General features: G+C 70.6%; 22 protein-coding genes. 11 read left to right on the plus strand and 11 right to left on the minus strand.

Annotated features, from left to right (window positions below):
* Positions 1-76 precede the first annotated feature (76 nt).
* The 5 genes from ACQP2E_RS09315 to ACQP2E_RS09335 form a co-directional block, all read right to left on the minus strand.
* Positions 77-1,474, minus strand: a complete 1,398-nt coding sequence (locus ACQP2E_RS09315) for a DUF2252 domain-containing protein (protein WP_433829860.1) — start codon at positions 1,472-1,474, stop codon at positions 77-79.
* On the minus strand, positions 1,471-1,965 hold the full coding sequence (locus ACQP2E_RS09320; protein WP_433829862.1) for a DUF1269 domain-containing protein: 495 nt from the start codon (positions 1,963-1,965) through the stop codon (positions 1,471-1,473). Before ACQP2E_RS09320 ends, ACQP2E_RS09315 begins: the two co-directional genes overlap by 4 nt.
* The gene (locus tag ACQP2E_RS09325; RefSeq protein ID WP_433829864.1) at positions 1,962-3,065 is read right to left on the minus strand and encodes an AI-2E family transporter; all 1,104 of its coding nucleotides are present in this window, start codon (positions 3,063-3,065) and stop codon (positions 1,962-1,964) included. The genes ACQP2E_RS09320 and ACQP2E_RS09325 overlap by 4 nt, the downstream gene beginning before the upstream one ends.
* Positions 3,049-3,495, minus strand: a complete 447-nt coding sequence (locus tag ACQP2E_RS09330) for a DUF7144 family membrane protein (RefSeq protein WP_433829866.1) — start codon at positions 3,493-3,495, stop codon at positions 3,049-3,051. The genes ACQP2E_RS09325 and ACQP2E_RS09330 overlap by 17 nt, the downstream gene beginning before the upstream one ends.
* A gap of 91 nt (positions 3,496-3,586) precedes the next feature.
* The gene (locus ACQP2E_RS09335; RefSeq protein WP_433829868.1) at positions 3,587-3,784 is read right to left on the minus strand and encodes a hypothetical protein; all 198 of its coding nucleotides are present in this window, start codon (positions 3,782-3,784) and stop codon (positions 3,587-3,589) included.
* A gap of 225 nt (positions 3,785-4,009) precedes the next feature.
* Here ACQP2E_RS09335 and ACQP2E_RS09340 point away from each other — a divergent pair, with 225 nt between their 5' ends.
* The 6 genes from ACQP2E_RS09340 to ACQP2E_RS09365 all read left to right on the plus strand — a co-directional run bounded on the left by ACQP2E_RS09340 (position 4,010) and on the right by ACQP2E_RS09365 (position 16,294).
* A complete protein-coding gene (locus tag ACQP2E_RS09340; protein ID WP_433829870.1) occupies positions 4,010-4,504 on the plus strand; it encodes a DUF1269 domain-containing protein in 495 nt (164 codons plus the stop codon).
* Positions 4,505-4,605: 101 nt separating this feature from the next.
* Positions 4,606-6,312, plus strand: coding sequence for a SulP family inorganic anion transporter (locus tag ACQP2E_RS09345; protein WP_433829872.1), 1,707 nt, complete (start codon positions 4,606-4,608; stop codon positions 6,310-6,312).
* 22 nt (positions 6,313-6,334) lie between these two features.
* Positions 6,335-9,016: an MGH1-like glycoside hydrolase domain-containing protein gene (locus ACQP2E_RS09350; RefSeq protein WP_433829874.1), complete on the plus strand. Its 2,682-nt coding sequence runs from the start codon at positions 6,335-6,337 to the stop codon at positions 9,014-9,016.
* Positions 9,013-10,482 carry an alpha-amylase gene (locus ACQP2E_RS09355; RefSeq protein ID WP_433829876.1) on the plus strand — a complete coding sequence of 490 codons (1,470 nt, stop codon included), beginning with the start codon at positions 9,013-9,015 and terminating at the stop codon, positions 10,480-10,482. Before ACQP2E_RS09350 ends, ACQP2E_RS09355 begins: the two co-directional genes overlap by 4 nt.
* A 118-nt stretch (positions 10,483-10,600) precedes the next feature.
* Positions 10,601-13,264, plus strand: coding sequence for a LuxR C-terminal-related transcriptional regulator (locus ACQP2E_RS09360; protein WP_433833860.1), 2,664 nt, complete (start codon positions 10,601-10,603; stop codon positions 13,262-13,264).
* 501 nt (positions 13,265-13,765) lie between these two features.
* Entirely contained in the window at positions 13,766-16,294 is a 2,529-nt protein-coding gene (locus ACQP2E_RS09365; protein WP_433829878.1) for a LuxR C-terminal-related transcriptional regulator, read from the plus strand.
* Here the strand turns inward: ACQP2E_RS09365 and ACQP2E_RS09370 are convergent.
* The gene (locus tag ACQP2E_RS09370) at positions 16,280-17,173 is read right to left on the minus strand and encodes a YihY/virulence factor BrkB family protein (protein WP_433829880.1); all 894 of its coding nucleotides are present in this window, start codon (positions 17,171-17,173) and stop codon (positions 16,280-16,282) included. The two genes, ACQP2E_RS09365 and ACQP2E_RS09370, sit on opposite strands and share 15 nt — an antisense overlap.
* Before the next feature lie 85 nt (positions 17,174-17,258).
* Here ACQP2E_RS09370 and ACQP2E_RS09375 point away from each other — a divergent pair, with 85 nt between their 5' ends.
* The 3 genes from ACQP2E_RS09375 to ACQP2E_RS09385 are packed head-to-tail and all read left to right on the plus strand — an operon-like array spanning position 17,259 to position 20,827.
* A complete protein-coding gene (locus tag ACQP2E_RS09375) occupies positions 17,259-19,226 on the plus strand; it encodes a phage holin family protein (protein ID WP_433829882.1) in 1,968 nt (655 codons plus the stop codon).
* A 12-nt stretch (positions 19,227-19,238) separates the two neighbouring features.
* Positions 19,239-20,075 carry a class II glutamine amidotransferase gene (locus tag ACQP2E_RS09380; protein ID WP_433829884.1) on the plus strand — a complete coding sequence of 279 codons (837 nt, stop codon included), beginning with the start codon at positions 19,239-19,241 and terminating at the stop codon, positions 20,073-20,075.
* The gene (locus ACQP2E_RS09385) at positions 20,072-20,827 is read left to right on the plus strand and encodes a metallophosphoesterase family protein (protein WP_433829886.1); all 756 of its coding nucleotides are present in this window, start codon (positions 20,072-20,074) and stop codon (positions 20,825-20,827) included. The genes ACQP2E_RS09380 and ACQP2E_RS09385 overlap by 4 nt, the downstream gene beginning before the upstream one ends.
* On the opposite strand, the gene ACQP2E_RS09390 is transcribed toward ACQP2E_RS09385, so the two are convergent.
* Positions 20,824-21,324 (minus strand): hypothetical protein, encoded by a 501-nt coding sequence (locus ACQP2E_RS09390; RefSeq protein ID WP_433829888.1) that lies wholly within the window; start codon positions 21,322-21,324, stop codon positions 20,824-20,826. The genes ACQP2E_RS09385 and ACQP2E_RS09390 overlap by 4 nt on opposite strands.
* A 119-nt stretch (positions 21,325-21,443) precedes the next feature.
* Here ACQP2E_RS09390 and ACQP2E_RS09395 point away from each other — a divergent pair, with 119 nt between their 5' ends.
* Positions 21,444-21,992, plus strand: coding sequence for an Rv1733c family protein (locus ACQP2E_RS09395; protein ID WP_433829890.1), 549 nt, complete (start codon positions 21,444-21,446; stop codon positions 21,990-21,992).
* 14 nt (positions 21,993-22,006) lie between these two features.
* A complete protein-coding gene (locus ACQP2E_RS09400; RefSeq protein WP_433829892.1) occupies positions 22,007-23,530 on the plus strand; it encodes an MFS transporter in 1,524 nt (507 codons plus the stop codon).
* Here ACQP2E_RS09400 and ACQP2E_RS09405 read toward each other — a convergent pair.
* Genes ACQP2E_RS09405 through ACQP2E_RS09420 form a run of 4 tightly spaced genes read right to left on the minus strand, consistent with a single transcriptional unit; the run spans position 23,503 to position 26,622 of the window.
* Positions 23,503-24,444 (minus strand): YihY/virulence factor BrkB family protein, encoded by a 942-nt coding sequence (locus tag ACQP2E_RS09405; protein ID WP_433829894.1) that lies wholly within the window; start codon positions 24,442-24,444, stop codon positions 23,503-23,505. The genes ACQP2E_RS09400 and ACQP2E_RS09405 overlap by 28 nt on opposite strands.
* Positions 24,441-24,854, minus strand: a complete 414-nt coding sequence (locus ACQP2E_RS09410; protein ID WP_433829896.1) for a DUF7144 family membrane protein — start codon at positions 24,852-24,854, stop codon at positions 24,441-24,443. Before ACQP2E_RS09410 ends, ACQP2E_RS09405 begins: the two co-directional genes overlap by 4 nt.
* Positions 24,854-25,264, minus strand: coding sequence for a hypothetical protein (locus tag ACQP2E_RS09415; protein WP_433829898.1), 411 nt, complete (start codon positions 25,262-25,264; stop codon positions 24,854-24,856). Before ACQP2E_RS09415 ends, ACQP2E_RS09410 begins: the two co-directional genes overlap by 1 nt.
* Positions 25,261-26,622, minus strand: a complete 1,362-nt coding sequence (locus ACQP2E_RS09420) for a diacylglycerol/lipid kinase family protein (RefSeq protein ID WP_433829900.1) — start codon at positions 26,620-26,622, stop codon at positions 25,261-25,263. Before ACQP2E_RS09420 ends, ACQP2E_RS09415 begins: the two co-directional genes overlap by 4 nt.
* Positions 26,623-26,717: the final 95 nt, after the last annotated feature.

Genomic DNA, 26,717 nt, shown 5'->3' on the forward strand with positions numbered 1-26,717 from the left:
CGGCGCCACGCCCACTACGGATGTGGCTACACCCGCAATGGGTGTAGCCACATTGTCGATATGACGCCCCGGCGTCTCAGATGCCCGGCTGGCTGCTCAGCCGGCCCTCCTCGACCGCCTCGGCGAACGCCGCGTGGTCGCGTTCGGCCTGGTCCGCGTAGAGCTCGGCGTACGAGACGAGCGCCTCGTCGAACTTGTCGCTCGAACCGAGATAGGCGGCGATCGCGATCCGGTCGCCGCATCGGGCGTGTGCCCGGGCCAGGGTCCACGCGCAGAGCCCACCGTAGACGCGCATGCCGGTCGGGTCCATTTCCTCGACCACCGCGCCACCCTTCCAGTCGCGCAGCTGGCGCACGTAGAAGTCGCGGGTCTTGCCGTCGAAGCCGGAGATCCGGTGCCAGCCGAGGAAAATGTCGCTGGCCGCCTGCATGAGCCGCTGTCCTTCGACCACCCGCCGCCCCTCAGGCACGCCGTCATCTCCCGAGGACGACAGGACCGATCGGCCGGCCTCCTTCACCTGGAGCAACAGCGGATCCTCGTCGTCCCGGCCGGTCAGCAGCACGATCCAGCACCGGGTTCCGACACTGCCGACGCCGACCACCTTGCGAGCCAGGTCGACGAACTCGAACGCGTCGAACAGCCGCCGCCGGTCCTCGGCCAGGCTGTCCCGGAAACCGTCGAGCAGACCACGGATCTGGCTCTCCAGCTGCTTGCGGGCCAGGTCCGGAATCAGGTCCTGCACCGGGACCAGCAGCGGGGGATCGGCGACGATCCGGCGCTCGCCGTCGATCACGGTGGTCAGTTTGCGATAGGCCTGCAGGCTGGTCCGGGTGCGCGCCTTGGCGCCGGCCTTGGTGAGCCGGGCCAGCCGGCTCTTGCCGAGCTGGTCGCCGAACTGGGTCCGTAGCTCCTCGACGTCGGCGCGTGCGTACCAGAGGTCCAGTTCGCGCATCGCCGCGAACTCCGCCATCGCCTCCCGGTACCGCCGGGCGGCGAAACGGACCGCACCGGCGCGGTCCCGGCGCCGGAACCCGTTCGCCCGGCCGGCCAGCGCGATGCTCGTCACCAGGCGTTTCACGTCCCACTCGAACGGGCCGGGCGCGGTCTCGTCGAAGTCGTTGAGGTCGAACACGAGACGGCGCTCGGGTGAGGCGTACACCCCGAAGTTGAACATGTGTGCGTCACCGCACAGCTGGGTGATCAGCCCGGAGTGCGGCGCCGCGGCGAGGTCGGCGGCCATCACCCCGGCCGAGCCGCGCAGGAAAGCGAGTGCCGAGGCCGCCATCCGGGCGTGCCGGATCGGCAGCAGCTCCGGGACGCGATCCTCCTCCTCGGCGGTGAGCAGCGCGATCGGGTCCACCCTGTCGTCCGCCGCCGACCAGGCGGCGTGCGTCTTGAGCGGCGCGGCCTCGCGCGCGGCGCGGCCTGCTGCCGCGCGCGCCTCCGGATGGCGATTTTCGAGAGTACGCGTCATCGCGTGTGATCCCCGAACGTCTCGAGAAGGATCTCCTCCTCGCCTTCGGTCAGGTTTGTCGCGATCAGTTTGCTGTGCAGGCCGTGGAAACGTTCGCCGAGCCGGTCCAGGTTGCCGTCCCGGGTCACCACGAAGAGCGCGGACGTGCCCTCGGTGATCTGCGAGCGGATGCGTTCCAGCTCGTCGCGGCCGATGCCGGTGCCCTGCAGGGTCTTGTCCAGCGCGCCGATGCCCGCGCCGAGCACCCCGCCGGCGATCGGCACCAGAAAGAGGCCACCGATCACGATGCCCCAGAACGCGCCCCAGCCCGCGTGCCGGTACGTGCTCGAGTGCTCGTGCCGGGTCTCCGGCTTCTCGGCGCCTTTCGGCCAGGTGACCACCGCGTAATCGACGATCTTCACCAGGCCGTCGGCGGCGGCGTCGTGCAGGATCCGGGACATCTGTTCGGCGCGTCCCGGATCATCGAACTTCCATACCGTGAACGTGGTCATGACGTGCTCCTCAAAGGTTCGGGCGGGTGCGGTGACTCGCTGGAGAGCAGGACGTTCACCCAGCGGGTGGCCGGATCGATGTCGATCAGCAGGCCCTTGGCCAGCAGGGTCAGCGGGATCGCCAGCAGAGCGCCGAGCCCGCCCAGGACCCAGGCCCAGAAGATCAGGGAGAGGAATGAGACGGTGGCGGAGAGCCCGACCGCGTCGCCGACGATCTTCGGCTGGATCACCGACTGGATGACGAAATTGATCACGCAGTAGAGCGCGATCACGGCCAGCATCAGCTCGAGGCCACCCTGCAGCAGACCGAGCAGGGCCGGCGGGACCAGACCGACCACGAAGCCGATGTTGGGGATGTAGTTGGTGATGAACGAGAGCAGCCCCCAGAGCAGCGGCAGCGGCACGTCCAGGGCCCAGAGCGCCAGCGTGTCGATGACCGCCACGATCAGGCCGAAGACGGTGGACACCCACAGGTACCGCCGGGTGCCCTGAGCGAACGACCGGAACGCGCTGACGACCTGTGGGCGCTCGGTGTTCGTCGTCCGGAGCCGTTCCGGGAACGACACGGCGTCGAGGCACATGAAGAGCAGGCAGGCGAGCAGGAAGAACGTGCTCGACAGGGTGCCGGCGAGACCGCCGAGCAGGCCTTCGATCAAATTGACCACGGTGTTCGGGTCGGCTCCGGCCACCGCGTCCTGCAGCTGCGCCGCGCTGATCCCCAGCCCGCCGAGGCTCTGCACCAGGCTGTCGCGCAGCTCGGCGAACTGGGCGGCGTACTGCGGCATCATGTCGATCAGTTGCGCCACCGAGACGGCGAGAGCGGCGCCGAGGCCGATCAGGATCAGGTTGACCGTGATGATCATGGCGGTCACCGCCGCCCAGACCGGTGCGCCGTGCCCCCGCAGCCAGCCGGTGATCGGGCTGACCGTGACGGTCAGCATCAGCGCGAGGAAGACCGGGCCGATCAGGTCGGCGACGCCACGCATCCCGGCCACCACCACGACCATGCAGGCGGCTCCGAGCAGGACAATGACGCCACGGGGCAGGACCTCCCGCGTGAGGAGGGTCCTGCCCGGGCGGGCGTCAGTACCGGACCTCACGGCCGTGCACGGTGAGCGCGTAGATGACCAGGACGTCGAGGGCGATCACGATGGTGGACCAGATCGGGTACGCGGGCAGGAACGCCAGGTTCGCCAGTGCGCTGAACACGGCGATGACGATGCCGACCACACGAGCCCACATCTGTCCGTACAGGATGCCGAAGCCGGTGCCGAGCGTGATCCCGCCGATGATCAGGTGGGTCCACCCCCAGGCGCTGAAGTCCATCGGGATGACCAGGCCGGCGTTGGTGGTCACGTAGAAGTCGTCACGGAAGAGCGCGACGAGTCCCTCCACGATCTGGAACCCGCCGAGCATCAACAGCATGACGCCGGCGAACACCACCATCCCCACCCATCCGGAGGGCTGATGCCGCCCGGCCGGCGTGTACGGCGGATCCTCGTACGACCGTTTGGACTCTGTGTCCGTCATGCTCCATCTCCTAGTCAGAGGTGTTGCGGCTGGAGCTCCGATCGTCTTCCGCGGCGGCTGCCGGACACGCCATCCGTGGCGAATGAACTCCTCAGCGGACGCGGCTCAGGCAGACCACCTCGACGCCGGAGTCGTCCAGGCTGGTGAGCAGCCGTTCCAGGTCGCGGTCGGAGAGCCGGCCAAGGATCGTGCTGTGGGCCGGCATCGTGCGGAACCGCAGCCCGCGCAGTGCCATCCGCATCAGCGGGCCGAGAAAGCCGCGTACCCGGATCTCGAAATGCTCAGCCATGACCTGCTCCTTCTTCGTGCCGTTCGCTGGGCTTCCGACGGTCGCGCGGATCGCGTACCCATGCCTCGTCCGGCGGGGATGAACGGCGCGGAGCGCCGGAGGCCGGTGTGCGGCCGCCGCGGGAAGTCATCCGTGCGGAATGAGGAGAGCCGATCGCCGTCATGGCTCACTGGGTTGCAGACGCCGTGCCGCGCCGCGGCGGCACAGCACGAGAGGAGAACACTGATGTCAACTCTGGTCGCCATCGGGTATCCCGACGAGACCACGGCGACGGCGGCGTCGCTGGAAGCCGATCGGCTGGCGAAGGACCTGATCATCCAGCCGGATGCGATCGCCGTGATCATCCGAGATGCTCAGGGCAAGTACCACGTCACGACGAACCACCATCCCGTCGCCGGCGGCACCACCTGGGGGATGTTCTGGGGGCTGCTCTTCGGGATGCTCTTCTTCATCCCGGTGCTGGGCATGGCGATCGGCGCCGGACTGGGCGCGCTGACCGGCAAGCTCACCAAGAACGCCATCAGCAAGGAGTTCCAGAGCCGGATCCGCGAGGAGCTCCAGCCCGGCACGTCCGCCCTGTTCCTCATCGTCGAGGCGGTCACACCGGACAAGGCGGTGGAGGCGCTGAGCAAGTTCGGCGGCACCGTGATCAAGTCCTCGCTGTCCAAGGAGACCGAAGCCGAGCTGCAGGAAGCACTGCACGGAGGCGCGCAGCGGTAACGTTCGATCACGTCCGGACGCCGCCCGAAAACTTCGGGCGGCGTCCGTCGCGAATTTCTGAGGCCAGATCTTCTGGGGACGGATCTTCTTGAGGAGTGCGGATGGCAGCGGCGGACTGGATCCCGGGTCTGACGGCCGCACGCGAGTACCGGCCGGCCTGGCTGCCGAAAGACGTGCTGGCCGGCATCGTCCTGACCACGCTGCTGGTGCCGCAGGGCATGGCGTACGCCGAACTGGCCGGCCTGCCCGCGATCACCGGGCTGTACACGTCGATCCTGTGCCTGCTCGCGTACGCGGTCTTCGGCCCGTCCCGGGTCCTGGTCCTCGGCCCGGACTCCTCGCTCGGCCCGATGATCGCCGCGGTGATCCTGCCGATCGCCGCCTCGGACGGCGACCCGGCCAAGGCGGTCGCGCTGGCCTCGATGCTCGGCCTGCTGGTCGGTCTGTTCATGACGGTGGCCGGCGCGGCCAAGCTCGGCTTCATCGCCGACCTGCTGTCCCACCCGACGCAGCTCGGTTACGTCAACGGCCTGGCACTGACCATCCTGATCGGACAACTGCCGAAACTGTTCGGGTTCTCGACCGACGGTGACGGGCTGATCGCGGAGGCCACCGGGTTCGTCCACGGGGTCGCCGCCGGGGAGACCGTGCCCGCCTCCCTCGCGATCGGCGCCGGCGGCCTGCTCGTCATCCTGCTGCTCCAGCGCTGGGTGCCGAAGGTGCCGGGCATCCTGGTCGCGGTCCTCGGCGGGATCGCCGCGGTCACGTTGCTCGGCCTGACCGACAACGGCGTCGACGTGGTCGGCCCGCTGCCGCAGGGTTTCCCGCCGTTCGACATCCCGTCGGTGTCCTGGTCGGACCTGGGTCTGCTGGCCGCCGGCGCGCTCGGCATCACCCTGGTCTCGGTGACCGACACGATCTCCACGGCGTCGGCGTTCGCCGAGCGCAGCGGCCAGGAGGTCCGCGGCAACCAGGAGATGATCGGCATCGGGGCGGCCAACATCGCGTCCGGCTTCTTCCAGGGTTTCCCGGTCAGCACCAGCGGATCGCGTACGGCGGTGGCGTTCACCGCGGGTGCCCGCAGCCAGCTCACCGGCGTGGTCGGCGCCGGAGCGATCACGCTGATGCTCGTGCTGGCGCCGGGCCTGCTCGAGGACCTGCCGCAGCCGATGCTGGCCGCCGTGGTGATCGCGGCGTCACTGTCGCTTGCCGACCCGGCCGGGCTGCGCCGGCTGTGGCGGCAGCGGCGCATCGAGTTCGCCCTGGCGGTGGCGGCCTTCCTCGGCGTCGCGCTGCTCGGCGTGCTGCCCGGCATCCTGGTCGCGGTCGTGCTGTCGGTGCTCAACGTCTTTCGGCGGCTGTGGTGGCCGTACCGGGCGGTGCTGGGCCGGGCCGGCGGTGTGGACGGTTACCACGACCTGCGCGAGTTCCCGGACGCCGTCCAGATCCCGGGCCTGATGATGTTCCGCTTCGACGCGCCGCTGATCTTCGCGAACGCCCGGACCTTCCGTGAGGAGGTCCGGCATCTGGCACACACCGACCCCGCCCCGGAATGGATCCTGGTGGCCGCCGAGCCGATCACCGATGTCGACACCACGGCCGCGGACATGCTGGAGGATCTGGACGAGGAGCTGAACGCGGCCGGGATCTCGCTGGTCTTCGCGGAGATGAAGAGCCCGGTCCGGGAGAAGATCGACAGGTACGGCCTGACCCGCACGATCGATCCGGAGCACTTCTACCCGACCGTCGAGGACGCCGTCGCGGCGTTCCGCATGATTTCATCCCGCCCGGAGGAGCCCACCGCCTGACCACGGGCCGACTCTTCTCGGCATGGCCACCTCTCATACCGGCGCCGAGCATCGGCGCCTGCACGACGCCGACACAGGCACTGCGCCCTGGCGACGCTGGGGTCCGTACCTCAGCGAGCGGCAATGGGGCACCGTCCGCGAGGACTACAGCCAGGACCAGGACGCCTGGAACCATCTGACTCACGACCAGTCCCGCTCCCGGGCGTACCGATGGGGTGAGGACGGCATCGCCGGGTTCTGCGACGAGGAACAGTCGGTCTGCCTGGGGCTCGCCCTGTGGAACGGCCGCGACCCGATCCTCAAGGAGCGGTACTTCGGGCTGACCAACAGCGAGGGCAACCACGGCGAGGACGTCAAGGAGTACTGGTTCTACGTCGACGCGACGCCCACTCACTCGTACCAGAAGATGGTCTACAAGTATCCGCAGCGCGAGTTCCCCTACAACGACCTGGTCGCGACGAACGGCGGGCGGGGACGCGACGGCTTCGAGTACGAACTGATGGACACCGGGATCTTCGCCGACGACCGCTACTTCGACGTGGTGGTGGAGTACGCGAAGGACGGCCCGGAGGACATCCTGGCCCGGATCACCGTGCACAATCGCGGGCCGGCCGACGCCTCACTGCGGGTCCTGCCGTCGATCTGGTTCCGCAACACCTGGTCATGGGGGACCTCCGGGGGAGCACGGCCGGAGCTGCGCTCGGTGCCCGGCCGGTCGGCGGTCGAGGCCGTGCACGAGCGGACCGGAACCCGTTTCCTCTCCGTCGTGGGCGACCACCCGGTGCTCTTCACCGAGAACGAGACCGACGGCCCCTATCGCAAGGACGCTTTCCATCGGTACGTGATCAGCGGGGAGAAGGAAGCGGTGAACCCGGCGGAGACCGGCACCAAGGCCGCTTTCGACGTCGCTCTGGACGTGCCGGCCGGCGGATCCTCGGTCATCCGGCTGCGTTTCGGCGAGACCGTGGGTGATGTGCCGGCATCCGCGGTTGATCAGGTGATCGACCGGCGGATCGCCGAGGCCGACGAGTTCTACGCCGAGTGCTTCGCCCCAGCACTGACCGACGACGAGCGCCAGGTGGCCCGCCAGGCGATGGCCGGGATGCTCTGGAGCAAGCAGTACTTCGGTTACGACGTGGAACGCTGGCTCACCGAGCACGGCCGGGACCCGTTGCAGGCCCGCGACCTGCGCAACGGCGACTGGTTCCACATGATCTGCCACGACGTGATCTCGATGCCGGACAAGTGGGAGTACCCCTGGTTCGCGGCCTGGGACCTGGCCTTCCACACGATCGCTCTGAGCCTGGTCGACCTCGGTTTCGCCAAGAAGCAGCTGGACCTGCTGCTGAGCCGCCGTTACCTGCACCCGAGCGGGCAGATCCCGGCGTACGAATGGAACTTCAGCGACGTGAACCCGCCGGTGCACGCGTGGGCCACCGGCCTGGTCTACGACCTGGACAAGGCCCGCAACGGCGTCGGCGACCACGCCTGGCTGGAGTCGGTCTTCCACAAACTGGCGAAGAACTTCACCTGGTGGGTGAATCGCAAGGACCACGACGGCAACAACGTCTTCCAGGGCGGCTTCCTGGGGCTGGACAACATCGGCGTCTTCGACCGGAGCGCGCCGCTGCCCACCGGCGGATACCTGGACCAGGCGGACGGCACCGCGTGGATGGCGCTGTATTGCCAGAGCATGCTGAAGATCGCACTGGAGCTGTCCGAGACCGACCCGGTCTACGCCGAGCAGGCACAGGCGTACTTCGAGCACTTCGCCTGGATCGCGGTGGCGGTGAACCACGAGACCGGCAGCGCGACCATGTGGGACGAGGAGGACGGTTTCTTCTACGACCTGCTCCGGCTGCCCGGCGGCAGCGCGCAGCGGTTGCGGGTGCGCTCGCTGGTCGGCCTGCTGCCACTCGCCGCCGCCACCGTGTACGACCCGGCGCTGACCGCGCGGCACCCGCAGCTGCTCGACGGCATGCGGGACTTCATCGACCGCCATCCGAGCGTGAGTTCGGTGCTGATGCCGGGCCGGGTTCAGGGGCAGCGCGGTGAACATCTGCTGGCGCTCTTCGACGAGAGCCGCCTGCGCCGGATCCTGACCCGGATGCTCGACGAGAACGAGTTCCTCAGCCCGTACGGGATCCGCTCGCTCTCCCGGCACCACGCCGAGCACCCGTTCGAGTTCCGGGTGGGCGATCAGACGTACGGGGTCGGGTACCAGCCGGCCGAGTCGGACAGCGCGATGTTCGGCGGCAACTCCAACTGGCGCGGGCCGATCTGGTTCCCGGCCAACATCCTGATGATCCGGGCACTGCTCAACCTCTATCTCGCGTACGGCGACGACTTCACGATCGAGTGCCCGACCGGCTCCGGCGACGAGAAGAACCTGTTCGAGGTGGCCCGGGAACTCTCCGAGCGGCAGACCCGGATATTCCTGCCCGGCGCCGACGGCGATCGGCCCTGTTACGGTGGCCAGAAGGTCTTCGCCTCGGAGCACTGGCGGGATTTGATCCTTTTCTCGGAGTACTTCCACGGCGACAACGGCGCGGGTCTCGGCGCGGCCCACCAGACCGGCTGGACCGGGCTGGTCGCGCTCTTCCCCAACGTCTTCGCCGGGCTGGCCGGGACGGACCTGCTGGAACAGGGGATGGCCGGGATGCTGCACCAGCTTCCCGTGGTGGACACGGAGGAGTCGACATGAGCGGGTGGCCTTCTGCGCTGGCGATCTACGAGATCGACACGTGGCCGTGGCTGGAGGGTCTGAGCCGCCGGCTGGGCCGCACGGTCACCCTGGCCGAGGTGCCGGGCGAGATCTGGGACGAGGTAGCGGCCGACGGGCTGGACGCGGTCTGGCTGATGGGCGTCTGGGAGCGCAGCCCGGCCGGCCTGGCCCTGGCCCACGCGGACGAGAACCTGCAACGGGCCTTCCGGGAGGCGCTGCCGGACTTCACCCCGGACGACGTGACCGGTTCGCCGTACTGTGTGCGCCGGTACGCCGTCGACGACCGGCTCGGCGGCCGGGACGGGCTGGCGAAAGCGCGCGCCGAGCTGAACTCGCGGGGTCTGCGCCTGGTGCTCGACTACGTGCCGAACCACACCGCGCCGGATCACCCGGGGACCGTGGAGCACCCGGAGTGGTACATCGAGGGCACCCCGGAGGACCTCGCCGCCGATCCGGCGAGCTGGTTCACCACCGGTGGGCGGGTGCTGGCGCACGGCCGGGATCCGCTCTTCCCGGCCTGGCCGGACGTGGCCCAGCTGAACGCGTTCGCGCCCGGCCTGCGGGAGGCGACCGCGGCGGTGCTGATCGACATCGGCGAGCAGTGCGACGGGGTGCGCTGCGACATGGCCATGCTGCTCACCAACGAGATCTTCGCCCGCACCTGGGGCAGGTACGCCGGCCCGGCACCCAGCGAGGAGTTCTGGCCGTCGATCTTCGCGACGGTCCGGGCGGTCAACCCGGACCTGGTGCTGATCGCCGAGGCGTACTGGGACATGGAGTGGACGCTCCAGCAGCAGGGCTTCGACTTCTGTTACGACAAGCGGCTCTACGACCGGCTCGTGCACGAGAACGCCGACGCGGTCCGCACCCACCTCGCCGCCGGCCGCGATTACCAGGACCGGCTGATCCGCTTCCTGGAGAACCACGACGAGCCACGGGCCGCCACCACGATGCCGGGCGGCCGGGACCGCGCCGCGGCGATCGCGGTGGCGACGCTGCCCGGCGCGATCCTCTGGCACGACGGCCAGTTCGAGGGACGCCGGGCGCACCTTCCGGTCTTCCTGAACCGGTACCGCGACGAGCCGGCCGACCTGGGTCTGCGGGAGTTCTACCACCGGCTGCTCGCGCTGACCGCACCGCTGCGGCGGGGCGATTGGCGGTTGCTCGGCTGCGACGGCTGGCCGGACAACGCGTCACACCGTGACGTGCTGGCCTGGGCCTGGTACGACGACGACGCGCCCCGGCAGGTGATCGTGATCAACTTCGCGGCGCACGATTCGCAGGGCAACGTCCGGCTGCCCTGGCCGGCACTCGCCGGACGGGCCTGGCGGCTGACCAACCTGCTCGACGGCCGGGTTTTTGAACGCGACGGTGACGATCTCGTCGCGAACGGTCTCTTCGTGGACCTGCCACCGTGGGGAGCGCACGTCCTGACCGTGGAGTAACGGCTGCCACACCGAGGGTCACGACTATCCGATCCGGACGATGCGCGGGTGAGTCACCGCGACGAGTCTGTACGAGGAGATCGCACGGGGTCGGCCTTCGGAAGGACAACACGTGGTTATGGAATTGATCGCGGATCTGCCCGGAGCATCTGGTTTCGACGTGGACAGCTCGTTACTCGACTCCAAGTTCATGGTCCCGGCGGCGCCGCCGTTCATGGTGGCCCGGCCCGGCCTGCTGGACAGGGTGACCGAGGGCGTCCAAAGCTCGGTCACCCTGGTCACCGGACTGGCCGGCAGCGGCAAGACGCAGCTACTGGCATCCTGGGCGCGCAGCGGGGTGGTGGACTGGCCGATCGCCTGGATCACCTGTGAGCCCGGCGACGAGCAGCCCTCGGCCTTCTGGCCGTACATCATGGAGGGCCTTCGCCGTGCCGGCGTGGCCGTTCCCGCGTCGCCCGGCGGTGTGGCCGGCCGCGTCGCCCTGGGCCGGCTTGCCGCCGCGATCGACGAGCAGCCCACCCCGGTCGTCCTGGTCCTCGACGGGACCTCGCAGCTGGCCGGTCGCGACTGGGCGGTCGAGCTGGATTTCCTGATCAGTCATGTGCGCCGGCTGAGGGTGGTGCTGACCGGGCGATGGGATCCACCGCTGCCGATCTACCGGTACCGCCTCGCCGGGCAGCTCCGCGAGCTACGCACGGCCGACCTGGCGTTCAGCGCCACCGAGGCCGCCGAGCTGATGGAGTTGCACGGTGTCGATCTCGGCGTGCCGGAGCTCACCCTGCTGCTCGAGCACACCGAGGGCTGGGCCGCCGGCATCCGGCTCTGCGCCTGTGTGCTGCAGGGCAGCCCGGACGCGAAACGGATGGTGGACACGATCTCGGGAGGCGAGTCCACGATCGCCGAGTACTTCGTCGGCGAGGTGCTGCGCCTGCAGACGCCGGAGGTGCGGCGTTTCCTGCTGGAGACCAGCGTGCTGGACACCTTCACTCCGGCGCTCGCCGCAGCGGTCACCGACCGTTCCGACGCGAGCCGCCTGCTCTCCACCCTGACCAGGGAGAACGCGTTCATCCAACCGGTCGGTGAGGGCTCCGACCTGTACCGGTACCACCGGCTCTTCGCCGAGCTGCTGCGTGCGCAGCTGGTCTGGTCGGAGCCGGACGACGTGCCGCTGCTGCACACCCGGGCCGCGGCCTGGCTCTCCGAGCAGGGGCGGCTCGCGGAGGCGGTCGGTCACGCCGCGCAGGCCGGCGACTGGGGGTCGGCGGCGGCCATGGTGGTCGAGGACTACGCGGTGGGCAAGCTCGTGAGCGAAGGCAGCGCGGGCCGGCTGGGCGGATTCTTCACCGCCATGCCGGAGCACGTGGAGCTGCCGGAAGCGGTGATGGTCCAGGCCGCGATCGCCTACGGCGACGGGCGTCCGGACCGCGCGGCCGAGCTTCTCGCGTACGCCGGCAAGTTGCTTGCCGTGGACGGCAGCACCTGTGGCGACGGGCTCACCCTGACCGGCTTCCTCGTGCAGATCCTGCTCCTGGCCGGCGGCCCGGAATCGGAACGGGTGGGTGAGCTGGTCTCGGTCGCCGAGACATTCCTCGCCGTGGCGCCACCCGAGCGGCTGGCCCGGCACCCCGAGCTGCGCGTCCTTCTGCGAGCGGCGGAGGGCACCGCGCTGAACAACGCCGGCGCCGTCGAAGCGGCGGTCGACGTGCTGGCCGACGCGGCCGCGACGATCGTGCCCGGATGCGAGTCGATCCGGATCGACTGTCTCGGACAGCTGGCGCTGGTCGAGGCGTACCGGGGCCGGCTGGGCCGGGCGGAGCACGCCGCGCGGCAGGCCCTGGAACTCGCCGCCGACGCCGGGCTGGGTCGTGGCGAGCGGCCGGGCATCGCCGAGGTGGCTCTGGCCTGGGTCGCCCTGGAGCGATACGACATCGAGGCGGCCGACCGGCACCTGCGGGTGGCGCAGCCGCTGTGCGGCCCGGAGGCCGGCGCGCCCGCGATGTTCGGGTACGCCGTCGTGCGGGCCCGCCGCCTGCACACTCGTGGTGAGCTGCGCGGCGCGGTGAACACGTTGCGGGCCGCCGAGCAGTCCGGCGCCGGCATGGCCGCGCCGGCGTGGCTCGCCCGTGAGGTGCTGCTCGGCCAGGCGCGGCTGCTGATCGCGGGCGGCCGGGTGGAATCCGCCGCGGTGGTGCTGGAGCGCTGCTCCGATCCGGCCCTTCCGGACGTCGCTGTGGTGCGGGCCGCCCTCGTGATGAACCAGGGCGACAGGCAATCGGCGTTCGGCCTGGCCCGCGCCGTCGCGGATACCGCTGGGGTTCCGGCGCCGGTCGCCCTCGACGCCTGGTTGCTGCTCGCCGTGCTCGCGGCGCAGGACGAGGACGCGACGGACGCCCGGGAGGCGTTGCGGCGCGCGCTGCGGGTGGCCGCCGCCGAGAACCAGCGGCGCCCGGTGCACCAGGCCTGGGGTCAGCTGCGCCGGCTGATGCGCGACGACGACCGGCTGGCGGTGCAACTCGGCATGATCGGCGCGGTGCCGGGAGCCGCGCACACCGGCGCCGCCGCGGTGGTGGCGGCCGAGCCGGTGGTGGTGGAGGCGTTGAGCAAACGAGAGCTGGACGTCCTGAAGGGGATGGCCGCCATGCTCCCGACCGAGGAGATCGCCGCCTCGCTGTACGTCTCGGTCAACACGGTGAAGACGCACGTGCGGAGCATCCTGCGCAAGCTGTCGGCGTCCCGGCGCAACGAGGCGGTACGCCGGGCCCGCTCACTCAACCTGATCTGACCTGCGGGCCCGGCGCGGAGGCGCCTCATGCGGGCCGGATGAGAAACGGGCCGTGGCGATCTGCACTGTCGTTCGCCAAGTTGTATTTCCGACACTTCCGTAAACGTGCAACTTGCATGTTGAGCACTACGTTCGATGATTGGGCCAACACGAGGGGTTGCTGCTCGCGCACCCTCTGTGCTTCGGTTGCGGGGATAGGTTCGCAGGTGCTTCACCCTCCGTAATCCTCACGATCACTCCATCGGAGTCGCGGCGCGAATCCCCAGTGGACAGTGACGCTTCGTGTTGCAGGCGTGTCGGCGGCCGGCCGGCGCGAGGTGTAGCCCGCGGGCCAGGGCGGCGTTCACGAACAAGGCGTGGGGCAACAGGCGTTTCCGTCCGCGAAACGGAGTGCCGGAGGCCGCGCCACGCTGTGGGGGTGGTTACATGCCGGAACTGGCACGAATTGTTCATTCCATACCGAGGCCCGACCGATCCGTTCCACCACGGCCGCCGCAGGGCGTGTTATGGCGGCCACGTCTGACCGGCGCGCTCGACGCGGGCGTACGCCGGGCAGTCACGGTGATCTGTGCCGGGCCGGGCTGGGGCAAGACCGCGCTGGCCGCTTCGTGGGCCGGCAGCCGCTCCGTCTCCGAGCCGGTCGCCTGGCTCACGTGCGAGGACCGGCACAACGACCCGGCGGCGTTCTGGCCGGACCTGTTCATGGCGTTGCGCCTCGCCGGCGCGGACGGGTTGCCCGAGCCGGGCGACGATCCGGCTCTCCGCCGGTACCTGCTCGACGGGGTTCGCCGGCCCTTCGTCGTCGTCCTCGACGACCTGCAGGTGGTGACGGATCCGAGAACGCTGAACGGTCTGGCCGCGATCGTGCAGACCCTGCCCGAGCGGCTGCGTTTCGTGCTGATCAGCCGGACCGAGCCGGGTGTTCCGCTGCACCGGATCCGTGCCGCGGGGGAGCTGACCGAGATCGGCGCTCCGGCGCTCGCGTTCCGGATCGAGGAGGCGGCACAGTTGCTGGCGGCGCGGGGAAACCACCCGTCGATGGAAGAGGTGGCCTGCCGGGTCCGGAACACCGAGGGGTGGGGCGCCGGGCTGCGTCTGGGCCTGGAGGAGCCGGCCGGATCCGGCGGTGTCGCCGATGCGGTCGAGGATTATCTGGTCCGGGAGGTGCTGGCGGCCCAGCCGACGGGGCTCCGCGAATTCCTGCTGCGGACCAGCGTGCCGGACCGGATCTGCGGGGAACTCGCCGAGGCGCTCACCGGCCAGCGGTACGGCCACCGGACCCTGGAGCGGCTGGCCCAGGCGAACCTGTTCGTCGAACGCATCGGGCAGGGTCGCTGGTTTCGCTATCACGGCATGTTCCGTGCGGTCATGCGGCATCAGCTCGCCGTGGCCGAGCCGGAGCGGACGTCGCGGACTCATCTGCTGGCCGCCCAGTGGCACGCCGCGACCGGCAACGGGCTCACCGCGATCTCCCATGCCGCGTCCGGCGGTGACTGGGGACTCGTCGCCCGTCTCGTGGTCGACCGAGGGCTGCAGCTCTTCGCCTCGGCGGACCGGGAGGAGTTCTTTCAGATTCTCCGGCGAATCCCGGCGGACCACCTCACACAGAACGCCGAGCTGGCATTCTGTGCGGCGCTCCGGTCCTTCGCGGACGGTGACATCGCCGCGATGCCGCAGCGCATCGCCCGGGCCCGCGTTCTGCTCACCGGCCGCGGCCCCCGGTACCGCGCGGTGATCGATCTGGCCCTGAGCGTCCTGGAGAGCGGCGTGGTGATCCGCTGGCGGGGCGACATGCCGAGGCTGGTCGCGGTCGCCTCTCAGCTGCTCGACGACCTGACCACGCTGCGGTGGGACCAGGTGCCGGCTCGCCTGCAGTACCGGGCCATGATGCTCTGTCACAAGGGTGCCGGGCTGCTCTGGACCGGCCGGCTGGACCATGCCGAGCGTTTCCTCTGGGCCGCCGCGTCCGCTGCCCGGGCGTCCGGGGTTCCGATCGTCGAGATCAACGCGCTGGGGCACCTGTCCCTGCTGGCCTATCTGCAAGGCGCGTTGAACGCCGCGAGTGAGCACGCGACAGCCGCCATCGATCTGGCTCGCCGGATCGACGCGCGGAGCAGGCCGGGGTCCGCGATCGCGTACCTCACCCGGGCGCTGATCGAGGCCGAGCGAGGCCGCGACGCCGAGGCGGAGGATTCACTGCGCCAAGGGTCGCACTTGATCGGCGACGAACCGGAGGCCGCGACGGCCGTGGTGGTGGCGCTGGCCCGGGCACGGCTGCAGCTGGACCGCCGGGAGCCGCTCGCCGCCCGCGCGGTGCTGCACCGGGCCCGTGCCGAGGCCGGACCATATTTCGTGGCTCCGCTGCTGGACCGGCTGCTGGCTCTCGGAGCGGCCGAGGCCGGTCTGGCCCTCGGTGACCACGCCGCGGTCGTGGCCCGGTACGCACATCGCCCGGCCATCCCCGCGCTGCTCCCGGCCGAGCAGGTCTGCCTGGCCAGGGCGTACCTGCTCGCCGGTGACGAGACCGGCGCCGAACGGCTGCTGGCCCGGGTCCGTGAGGGCGCCGACCGGGTCGCGGCGGTCTCGGCCTGGATCGTCACGGCGCTCGCCGCTGACGCGAGAGGGCACGGCGGACGGGCCGGCGAGGCGCTGTCGCGGGCCCTGGCCGACGCGGAGCCGGAGCTGCTGCGGCAACCGTTCCACCGGTTCGACGCACCCCGCATGATGGTCCTGGCCGAGCGGCAACAGTGGCTGAGCGAAGCGCGGGGCCCGGGCCGGGACACCGTGCTCGCGGAGATCACCGGCGAGATCCCGATGATCGGCGGTACGCCGGCCGCCGGGCCGCTGAGCGAGCGGGAACTGGAGGTCCTGCAGTACCTGCCGACGGTCCTGACCGCCGGGGAGATCGCCGAGAACCTGGGTATCTCGGTGAACACGGTGAAGGCGCACATGCGCTCGATCTACCGGAAGCTCGGCGCCGGGCGGCGCCGCGAGGCCGTCGTCCTGTCCCGGCAGCTAGGCCTGCTCTGATTTGGCCCGCTCTGAATCGGCCTGCTCTGAATTGGCCCGATCCTCCGCGCGGCCGGCCAGCACACCGCCGGCCACCGCGCAGAGCAGCAGGCAGAACGAGAGCACGTAGAGCCAGCCGATGTAGGTGAAGGCCAGCCCGATCGTCCCGTACCGGTCGGCGCTGGACTGCAGCGCCCGGGGCAGGTAGACCGTGCCCACCTCACGGACGCCGATCATCGCAATCCCGAAGATCGCCGCGGAGAGCAGCAACCGGGCCCGGTGCAGCCCAGGACCGAGCAGGACGCGGGGCAGCAGGACGGCCAGCGACACGTCGGCCACCAGGGTCAGGACCACTCCGGAGACGTGCGGCGCGGGAAGCATGCCGCCGAGCCAGCCCAGCAGCCGGGCGCCGAGGACGAAGGCCACCAGCAGCAGGACCGCGCCGACCTGCCAGGCGGTCGCGACCGGCCCGGCCCGGCGCCCGCGCTCCGGCCAGATGGCCCGGTACGAGCGGGTCAGCGCCCGGGCCAGGCCGGTCGCCGAGATGATCACGATGAGGCTGCCGATCACGCCGAACGCGTTGCTACGGCTGCCGCTGAGCGCCTCGTCGATCAGCCGGGCGCTGCTGTCCGGAACCTGCAGCACCTCGTCCAGCTCGTCGCGCGCCCGGTTCCCGACGATCGCGCTCATCATGATCAGGAGTGGGAAGATCGAGGTGAAGGCCTGTGCCGCGAGGGTCATCGCGCGGTCGAAGATCTGCACCCGGAACAGCTCGCTCGCGGTGTGCAGCAGCACCGTGCCGGCCCGGTTCCCGAGGATCAGGGCCGCGCCGGGACGCAGCCGCCGCGGAATCGCGGCGAGCACGCTCCCGGGCGTGAAAGTGCGGTCCGGCTCGGTCACATCGTCATGGTCGGCGACCGGTCCGGGCTGAGCCTCATCCGGCACGGATGGGGTGACGCCGGATCCCGGACCCGAAACTGATCGCATGCCTGTCGCCGCCACCCTGACCACCGTCTGCCTCGGGGCCGCGGCGCTCGGCGTCACGATCGGGGTGATGCCCGGCATCAGCGCGGACAGCGGATGGGCGGTGCTCGCCGCGGCGGTCCTGCTCGGCCTGCTCGGCGCGGTGCTGCGCCCGGCCCTGGTCAGCGTCTTCGCCAGGATCGGCTGGGCCGGGGTGGTGGCCGGCTGGCTGATCGTGCAGGCCTGCCTGGTCTACGCCGCGTTGTGGCTGGTGCCCGGCGTGCACGTGGACGGTTTCTGGACGGCGTTCGGCGCGTCCTGGCTCGGAGCGATCCTGACCAGCGCCGGCCTCTGGGTGGTCACCGCCGGGCAGGCCGGCTCGGTCACCCAGCACCTGCTGCGGGTCAACAGGCGCTTCCGCCGCGACGTCGCACGCAGCGAGACGCCGGGCGTCATCATGATCCAGATCGATGGCCTGTCCGCGCCCCTGGCCCGCTGGGCCGTCGACGCCGGCAACCTGCCCACGCTCGGCCGCTGGTTGCGCTCCGGGAGCCACTCGCTCATGGAGTGGCACGCCCAGCTGCCGCCGACGACGCCGGCCAGCCAGGCAGGACTTCTGCACGGCGCGAGCGATCAGGTTCCGGCTTTCCGATGGTACGAGAAGACGACCGCCCGCCTCGTCGTGACGAACCGCCCCAAGGACAGCGCGCTCGTCGAATCCCGCAGCTCGGACGGCCGTGGGCTGCTCGCCGGTGGCGGCGTCAGTGTCAGCAACGTCTTCTCCGGCGACGCGGCCCTCTCGCTGCTGACCATGAGCACCGCCGGGTCGAACGCGCCGTCCCGGTACGTCAGCGCGTACCTGATCGATCCGTTCGGGCTGACCCGCTCGCTGATCCTGACCGTCGGCGAGATCGTCAAGGAGCTGTACCAGGCCCGCCGCCAGCGGCTGCGCGACGTGCAGCCGCGGATGCGCCGCCGGGGTTCCTACGTGCTGTTGCGGGGCGCCACCAACGTGCTGTTGCGCCACCTGAACCTGGCGATCCTCGCCGAGCAGATGATGCGCGGCGCGCCCTCCATCTTCTGTGACTTCGTGGACTACGACGAGATCGCCCACCACGCCGGACCGGCCCGGCCGGAGTCGCTGGCCGCGCTGGAAGGCATCGACGGCGTCCTCGCCACTCTCGAACAGGTCGCGGCGGCCGCGCCCCGGCCGTACCACTTCGTGGTCCTCTCCGATCACGGCCAGAGCCAGGGCGCCACCTTCGAACAGCGGTTCGGCCTGCGTCTGGAGGAGCTGATCGGCCGGCTCACCGCCGCCGGCGACGTGGTGGCGACCCGCGAGGACGAGCAGGAAGGACGTGCGCGCGCTCTGCGCGCCAGTCTCTCCCCACCAGACCACTCGGGTACGCGCGAAGCAGTCCCCCCGGACGTCCCGGAGATCGTCGTGGCGTCCTCCGGCAACCTGTCGCTCGTCTACCTGGCCCGCCTGCCCGGCCGGGTGAGCCTCGAAGTGATCGAGGAACGGCACCCGGCCCTGCTTCCCGGGCTCACCGGCCACCCCGGCGTCGGCTGGGTGATGGTCCGTTCCGACGAGCACGGCCCTGTCGTGCTGGGCCCGGCCGGCCGGCGCCGGCTGCGCGACGACCACGTCGACGGGCTCGACCCGCTGCTCGGGTTCGGCCCGCGCGCCGCCGACGACCTGCGCCGCCACGACGGCCTCGCGAACACCGGCGACCTGGTGATCAACAGCTGCTGGGATCCGGCCGCACAGGAGGTCGCCGCGTTCGAGGACCTGATCGGCTGCCACGGCGGACTGGGCGGCTGGCAGAACCGGCCGGTCCTGATCCACCCGCGGTCCTGGCGTACGCCGGCCGAGCTGGTCGGCGCCGACGCGGTCCACCGGCTGCTCCGAGGCTGGCTGGCCGGCACTCATCCGCCGGGGGTGAGCCCGGTGGCGCGGGTCGGCCACCACGATGAAACCCCGCGCTGAGAGGAACCCGTCATGTGCCGCTGGCTTGCCTATTCCGGTACGCCCATCAGGCTCGAGGAACTGCTCTACAAGCCGAACCATTCGCTGATCGACCAGAGCATGCACTCGAAGCTCGGGGTGGAGACCACGAACGGCGACGGCTTCGGGATCGGCTGGTACCCGGTCGACGAGCAGTCCCAGCCCGCGCTCCTGCGCGGCACCGGCCCGGCGTGGAGCGACACGAACCTGCGGGAGATCGCCCGATCGACGGTCTCGCCGCTCTTCCTGGCGCACATCCGGGCCAGCACCGGCACCGCGGTGCAGCAGACCAACTGCCACCCGTTCCGCTACGAGAACTGGCTCTGGCAGCACAACGGCGCCATCCACGACTTCGCCCGGCTCAAGCGGGACCTGGTCCTCGCGGTCGCGCCGGAGCTGTACCCGGCGATGACCGGATCCACCGACTCCGAGGTGATGTTCTACCTGGCGCTGACGTTCGGGCTGCGGGACCGGCCGGTCGCCGCGGTGGAACGGATGGCCGGCCTGGTCGAGTCGGTCGGCCGTGCCCACGGGGTCCCGAACCCGCTGCAGATGACCGTGGCGACCACCGACGGCGACAGCATCTGGTGCTACCGCTACTCGTCGGAAGGGCACAGCCGGTCGCTGTTCTACAGCACCGCGACCACCGCCCTGCAGACGCTCTACCCGGAGAACAAGCAGCTGGCCCGGCTCTCCGACGAGACCCGGCTGGTCGTCTCGGAGCCTCTCGGTGAGCTGGCGGGCGCCTGGCAGCCGGTGCCCGAGGCCAGTTACGGCGTGATCCAGAAGGGCGCGGACGAGCTCGGCCACTTCGAGCCGGCGGTGCCTTGAGCGTCGTCGTCGCGCACCTCTCCGACCTGCATCTGGGCGCTGACGACCCGCGCGCGGTGGAGAGCATCGTGGACGACGTCGCCCGGGCCCGGCCGGCACTCACCGTCGTCACCGGGGACAGCACCATGCGCGCCCGGACCGGCGAGTTCCGTCGCGTCCGGGAACTGCTCGACGCCCTGCCCGGCCCCCTGCTCACCGTCACCGGGAACCATGACCTGCCACTGGTGAGCTGGAGACGTGTGCTTCGACCGTACCGTCGCTATCGGAGATGGATGGACACGGACCTGGACCCGGACCGCCAGGTCTTGGGCCTCACCGCTCTGGGTTTGCAATCGATGCCGCGGTGGCGGTGGAAGAACGGGCGGGTGAGCGCCCGCCAGGCCGCGATGGTGGTCCGGGTGCTGGGCGGCGCGCCCGCCGGCGATCTGCGGCTGCTGGCGCTGCACCACCCGCCGCTCGCCATCGGGACCGCCCGGATCCTCGGCCGGGACAGGCTGCTCGACGCCATCCGCGCGGCTCGCGTCGACCTGGTGCTGGCCGGGCACACGCACGTGCCGGAGGTGCGCGCCTTCCGGCCCGGCGGACCGGTCTTCGTCGTGGCGGGCACCTCGGTCAGCCGGCGGACCCGGCATGACATCGGCTGCTCATGGAGCCTGATCAGCGCGCACGAGAGCGAGGTCGTGGTACGCGAGCGGTACCTGCGCGACGATCGCTGGGTGACCGGTCGCATCGTGACCGTCCCGAGGATCTAATGCAGCAGGGTTTTCAGGGCGATCAACGAGATGCCGAACATGCCGGCCACCGTGGTGGAGAGCAGTCGTTCCCAGGTGGTGAGGCGGCCGGCCGCGCCCATCAGCCAGCCACCCACGCAGAGCAGGATCGTGGTGCAGATCAGCGACAGGATCTCCGCGGTGACCAGTTGCGTGCCGACCAGCCGGGCGACCACCAGGACCAGCAGCGGCAGGGCCGACGCGGTGACGATCTCCCATCCGGTGGTGAGCTGTCTGCGGACCGTGTGCCAGGTCGGGCGGTGGCCTTCGTGGATGCGTTCGGCGACGATCCGGGAGTACCGTTCCGCCGCCCAGTAAATGGTGAGTGTGACCACCTCCGCCACCACGGCCGCGGCGGCTGTCTCCGGATGTGAGGCGACCAGGACCGCGGCGCCGACGATCAGCCCGTAGATCCCGGCCGCGGTCGCCTCCTCGTTCTCCCGGGCGATGCGGACCCGAAGTGGATTGGTGCCGGCCATGGAGCTCCCCTCGTCACGTCGAGACTCGCCTGAGCGAGGACGGAAGGCCTCGTCCGGCGGGGATGAATCACCCGCTGCGAATGGGGACGGCGCACGATCGGCTGGCGATGCTCATCGCCATGGGGAATCCGCTGCGCCGGCGTTCGGACCGGATCGAAAGCCTGATGGTCTTCACGCTGGTGATGGTCTTCCTTGCCGGTGCGCCGGCGCTCGGCTGGTGGTCCGGCCGGTCCAGCTACTTCTCCGACGTCCGCGCCGAGGAGTGGGAACGGACCCACATCTTCTCGGTACCGGCCGAGATCATCAGCGAGCCGGCGCCGCTCGGCGCGAGCGGGCCGGCCACCGCTGCCCCGCGCGCCGCCCAGGCACGCTGGACCGGGCCGGACGGTGGGCCGCACAGCGGACTCGTGCCGGTCGGGGCGGCGGCCCGGCTCGGCGACACGATCTCGGTCTGGGTGGACGACCGGGGACAGCTACGGGGACCTCCGGTCGACCGGGACCCGGTCGCGCAGGCAGTGATGGCCGGCGTGGCGACGATCCTCTGCCTTCTGGCGGCGCTCGCCGGGCTGCGGCGGATCGGCCTGGTCCTGCTCGACCGTCACCGGTCGCGGGTCTGGCAGCGCGAATGGCTCGAGGTCGGCCCCCGCTGGAGCCGGGACCGACGCTGATCTTTGGAGGCGAGATGGCAAGGTTCCCGGCACATCTACGGCAGGCGCTCATCGCGTTCGCGCTGGCGCAGTTCATCTGCAGCTTCGCCGGCTCGAACATGAATGTGATGATCACCGACATCAGCAAGGATCTGGGCACCACGGTCCAGGGCGTGCAGCTCGCCATCACCCTCTTCCTGCTGGTGATGGCCGCGCTGATGATTCCCGGCGGGAAGCTGACCGACCTGCTCGGCCGCAAGTGGTGCCTGGTCGCCGGGCTGATTCTGTTCGGTTCGGGCGCCTTGATCAGCTCGTTCGCGCAGGGGCTGCCCATGCTGATCATCGGGTACTCGGTCCTCGAAGGGGTCGGCACCGCGCTGCTGATCCCACCGGTCTACATCCTCACCACGCTGCTCTTCACCGGCGTCGCCGCGCGGGCCCGCGCCTTCGGCCTGATCAGCGCGATGGGCGGGGTGGGCGCCGTGGCCGGCCCGCTGATCGGTGGGTTCGTCGCATCGGCGATCGACTGGCGGGCCGCGTTCATCCTGCAGAGCCTCATCTGCCTGGTGATCGTGCTGCTCAGCCGCCGTGCCGTGCGGGACCCGCTGCCCGCCGACCGGTCCATGCCGTTCGACGTCGGCGGCGCCGTGCTCTCCGCGCTCGGGCTGATCCTGATCGTCAACGGCATCCTGCTGGCCGACGACAACGTGCTCGCGATGCTGGGCCTGCTGGTGGCCGGCGCGCTCGTGCTGACCTGGTTCTTCGTCTCGGTACGCGCCAAGGAACGAGCCGGCCGTGAGCCACTGCTCTCCCTGGAACTGTTCCGGAACCGGACCTCCAACCTCGGCCTGATCACCCAGAACACCCAGTGGCTCATGGTGATGGGCACGTCCTTCGTGGTGTCCACCTACCTGCAGGTGGTCAAGGGCTTCAACGCGATCGAGACCGGCGCGGTGTTCACGGCGACCACTGTCGGTGTGCTGCTCTCGTCACTGAGCGCCGAGCGGATGGCCCAGCGGCGGCCGCAGCGGACACTGGTCATGGGCGGCTTCCTGATCACCATCGCCGGCATCGCTCTGCTGCTGGTGGCCGGCGGCACCGCGGCCCGGGTGTGGGGGATGCTGCCCGGACTCTTCGTGATCGGTCTCGGCCTGGGCGCCATGCTGACCCCGTCGGTGAACATCGTGCAATCCGCCTTCCGGGAGGACCTGCAGGGTGAGATCTCCGGGCTGTCGCGCAGCGTCTCCAACCTCGGATCGTCGCTGGGTGCGGCGCTCACCGGCACGATCCTGGTCGCCGGGGTGTCCGGGGCGGCACCGGGGCGGGCGTACGTCTGGGCGATGGTCGCGGTGGCCGGCGCCGGGGTGATCGGGCTGGTGGCGGCGTACTTCCTGCCGCGAGACGTCCCGGCGCGACCGGAGGGCGCGCAGCCGGAGACCCCTGAGCCGACCGCTTCTCAACCGACCGCTTCTCAACCGACCGGTTCGCAGTCTTCCGGTTCGGAGTCTTCCGGTTCGCAGCCTTCCGGTTCTCAGTCTGAGGAGCCGCGCCTTGCGTAGATCATCTGATCGCCCGGCGTCCGCTCCTGCTCGCGGGCCAGCAACTCCATGGCCCGCAGGTCGGCGGGCGCCGGGCGAGCGGGGTCCAGCGCGCGGGGCCACAGCCGGGCATGCCGGACCACGGCGATCTCGGCGGCCAGCACGAGCACGTTGCTGAGCAGATAGAGCAGGGTGAACACGCCGGCCACGGTGGCGAACGCGCCGTAGACCCGGCCGGCCCGCCGGACGAGTTCGGGCAGCACTGTGGCGCCCAGGTTGAGCAGGGCGGTGACCGCCACCGCCCCGATCGCGGCGGCCGGCACGAGCCCGTTCAACGGCGCCCGGCGGACCAGCAGCAGCCGTGCGACGAGCAGCAGCACGCCGAAGGCGACCAGGCAGGACCCGAGCAGGGCGCCGGCACGGGAAAGCCACGGCAGCATCGGCACCGCGGCGACCGCGACGGTGAGCAGGCCGACGGCGACCGATCCGGTCAGGATGACGGCCAAGCCGGCGACGACCCGCAGGTATCGGGAGATCACCCCGCGCTCCCGGAACGGGACACCGGCGAGATGGTTGAGTGTCTCGTACGCCGAGGAGACCACCCCGGTGCCGGAGAAGACGAGTCCGATCACGCCGGCGATCAGAGCGACGTTAGACGATGATATTTCGGAAATCCCGGATTCGACCCCAGGCTGCAGCATCGGCGGCACGATCGCGGCGATCAACTCCTGCCGCAGCGCGGGCCGGCGGGACAGCACCTGCGTGACGATGGCGACGCCGAGCAGCACCGTCGGGAAGAGACTGAGGAACCCGTAGTAGGTGATCAGGGCGGCCTCGCGGACGCCCTGATCATCGAGGTACTTGCGGAACACCGCCCAGGGGAAACCCAGCGCGGCGTGCCGCCGTTGCAGGTCGTCGAGACGGCGGAGGATCACTTCCCCTGCGCGTCCGCCACCTCGGCGCCGTGCCGGGCCACCGCCCACATCACCAGGACGGACAGCACCAGCCCGACGCCCGACCAGACCGGGTGCACGGCCAGGAACAGGAAGTCGGCCAGGGCGATGAGCAGGGCGAGCTGGACCGCCACGATCCGAGCCCAGAGCTGTCCGAGGAACAGCGCGGTGCCGGTGATCACGGCGAGCGCCCCGAAGGCCATGTGCAGCCAGCCCAGCGCGGTCAGCGAGATTCCCAGCAGCTGATCGGAGCGGGTGCCGGCCAGCACGTCCGGGTTGACCAGGGCGACCGATCCGAGGAACAGGTGCACGGTGCCGAGCAGGACCAGGGCGATGCCGCCGAAGAGCACGAGGCCGACCCAGGCGGTGGCGCGGCTTTCCTCGACCTCCATCAGCAGGTCCCGCCGATCGCGTCGCGCAGGGCACGGGCGCTGTCACCGACCGCGGTGATCGCGCCACGGACCGCGGCGAACGTGGCGGCGCCCGGATCGGCTCGTGCGCCGTCGACGCTGGCGGACAGCTGGTCGACAGTGATACGCAACTGGTCGGCCTGCGGCTTGAACTGCGCCTGCGCGTCGAGGACGAGCTGGTTGAGCTGATTGAGGAGCTCGGCGACGTACGGGCGGACCGCGACGATGCCGTTCTCCGAGACGTTGGCGTTGCGGATCTGGGTCACCGTGTTCTGCACGGTCGCGAAGCTCTCGCACACCGCCGGAGCGTCCGATTCGGAACCGGCGCACCCGCTGGTGCCGAGGACCGCAGCCGCCAGGATCGCGGTGAGGAGCCCGGGGTTTCGTGTCATACCGCGATCGTGCCGTCGCCCGCGTGATCGTTCCTCACCCGCGCCGGATGAGGACGTGCCCTCCGGCCCGGCATGGCCAGCCGCCGCAGCCGTGTCCAGTCCATCTCGGGACGGGTCTCCGGTACGCCGGGCCGGGTACGCGGCACCCGGACCCGCAGCGCACCGGGCCGGATCGAGCAGCGCACCGGGGTCGGCAGGGAGACCGACTCACCGTCGATGCCGACCGGCACCTCCGGCCCGTCCGATTCGATCACCACCTGGCCGGTACGGCGTACGGTGAGCGACCTCGCCCGGCCCCGTCCGCTGATCAGCCCGGCGGCGTCGGCGGCGCCGCGCACGGTCACCGCGAGGACGCCGAGCACCCCGCCGTCGAGCCGGTATCGCCGGCCCAGACCGGCGATGTCGTCCGCGGCGTACGGGTTGTTGCTCACCAGCACCGCCTGCGGCCCGGCGACCGTCGTGCCGTCCACCGTGAGCCGGAGCCGATCCTGGAAACCGGTGAGCGCCTGCGGCAGCAGGTCCAGCGTCGTCCCGATCTTGTCGTCCCGGTATGCCGGGCTCCGCACGATCGCCGCGTAGGCACCGAACGAGGCGTTGTTCACGAACGTCCGGTCGCCGATCAGGCCCAGATCGATCCGGAGTTCCACGCCGTCGGTGAGCGCGTCCAGGCAGGCCGCCGGATTCTCCCGGTCCAGGCCGAGATCGAGCGCGAAGTGGTTGCGCGTACCCGCGGAGATCACCAGGAACGGCACGCCGTGTTCCGCGGCGATTCCCGCCACCAGGGCCTGGGTGCCGTCGCCGCCGGCGACACCGAGCAGGTCGGCTCCGTCGCGGATCGCCTGCCGGGCCACCTCGGCCACGTCCACCGCCGGTCCATCCAGGAGGAAGACCCGCGCGCCGAGCGCGCGAGCCCGCTCGGCCAGGCGGAAACGCTCCACCTTTCCGCCACCCGAGCGAGGATTCATGATCAGGTACGGGGACCGCGGCGCCGAGGTCTCGACAGGTTCCGGCGCACCGTCTCCGCCGGGCACCGCCAACGCCCTCCTACCGGCGGTCACGGCACCCGCCCAGAGCAGGCCGAAGACCACCACCACCCAGATCAGGTTCGCTCGTGCGAAGAGCACCGCGACGGTCAGCGGGGCGAGCACCACCACCATGCCGGCCAGCCAGCGCAGCAGCCCGCGGTGGGTGAGGAACCACCAGGCGGCGGCGAGCCCGGCGGCCGTGCCGATCGCGCCGGTCAGCACCAGCAGCAGGCTCGCCCGGAGCCCGGCGACCGTGAGCACGAGCAGCCCGGCCACGCCGGCGGTGAGAAACGAGAGTCGTGCCAGCCAGCGGTGCGAGCGGGATTCCAGCATGGATTCAGCGTCGCGGCCGCGGCCGGACCCGGCCTCATTCCAACGGGATGAGGTGCAAGCCCGCCGTCACGTTGGATCGTCGGCCGTCACCCCTC

Source organism: Actinoplanes sp. CA-015351, from assembly GCF_050955685.1.
Taxonomy (GTDB): domain Bacteria; phylum Actinomycetota; class Actinomycetes; order Mycobacteriales; family Micromonosporaceae; genus Actinoplanes.

Bases quoted from the DNA above. Each gene is read 5' to 3' on its own strand.
- ACQP2E_RS09335 (WP_433829868.1), bottom strand. From the start codon at position 3,784: ATGGCTGAGCATTTCGAGATCCGGGTACGCGGCTTTCTCGGCCCGCTG.
- ACQP2E_RS09390 (WP_433829888.1), bottom strand. From the start codon at position 21,324: ATGGCCGGCACCAATCCACTTCGGGTCCGCATCGCCCGGGAGAACGAG.
- ACQP2E_RS09395 (WP_433829890.1), top strand. From the start codon at position 21,444: ATGGGGAATCCGCTGCGCCGGCGTTCGGACCGGATCGAAAGCCTGATG.
- ACQP2E_RS09410 (WP_433829896.1), bottom strand. From the start codon at position 24,854: ATGGAGGTCGAGGAAAGCCGCGCCACCGCCTGGGTCGGCCTCGTGCTC.
- ACQP2E_RS09330 (WP_433829866.1), bottom strand. From the start codon at position 3,495: ATGACGGACACAGAGTCCAAACGGTCGTACGAGGATCCGCCGTACACG.
- ACQP2E_RS09315 (WP_433829860.1), bottom strand. From the start codon at position 1,474: ATGACGCGTACTCTCGAAAATCGCCATCCGGAGGCGCGCGCGGCAGCA.
- ACQP2E_RS09350 (WP_433829874.1), top strand. From the start codon at position 6,335: ATGGCCACCTCTCATACCGGCGCCGAGCATCGGCGCCTGCACGACGCC.
- ACQP2E_RS09420 (WP_433829900.1), bottom strand. From the start codon at position 26,622: ATGCTGGAATCCCGCTCGCACCGCTGGCTGGCACGACTCTCGTTTCTC.
- ACQP2E_RS09400 (WP_433829892.1), top strand. From the start codon at position 22,007: ATGGCAAGGTTCCCGGCACATCTACGGCAGGCGCTCATCGCGTTCGCG.
- ACQP2E_RS09355 (WP_433829876.1), top strand. From the start codon at position 9,013: ATGAGCGGGTGGCCTTCTGCGCTGGCGATCTACGAGATCGACACGTGG.
- ACQP2E_RS09380 (WP_433829884.1), top strand. From the start codon at position 19,239: ATGTGCCGCTGGCTTGCCTATTCCGGTACGCCCATCAGGCTCGAGGAA.
- ACQP2E_RS09375 (WP_433829882.1), top strand. From the start codon at position 17,259: ATGCCTGTCGCCGCCACCCTGACCACCGTCTGCCTCGGGGCCGCGGCG.
- ACQP2E_RS09340 (WP_433829870.1), top strand. From the start codon at position 4,010: ATGTCAACTCTGGTCGCCATCGGGTATCCCGACGAGACCACGGCGACG.
- ACQP2E_RS09415 (WP_433829898.1), bottom strand. From the start codon at position 25,264: ATGACACGAAACCCCGGGCTCCTCACCGCGATCCTGGCGGCTGCGGTC.
- ACQP2E_RS09320 (WP_433829862.1), bottom strand. From the start codon at position 1,965: ATGACCACGTTCACGGTATGGAAGTTCGATGATCCGGGACGCGCCGAA.
- ACQP2E_RS09345 (WP_433829872.1), top strand. From the start codon at position 4,606: ATGGCAGCGGCGGACTGGATCCCGGGTCTGACGGCCGCACGCGAGTAC.
- ACQP2E_RS09360 (WP_433833860.1), top strand. From the start codon at position 10,601: ATGGAATTGATCGCGGATCTGCCCGGAGCATCTGGTTTCGACGTGGAC.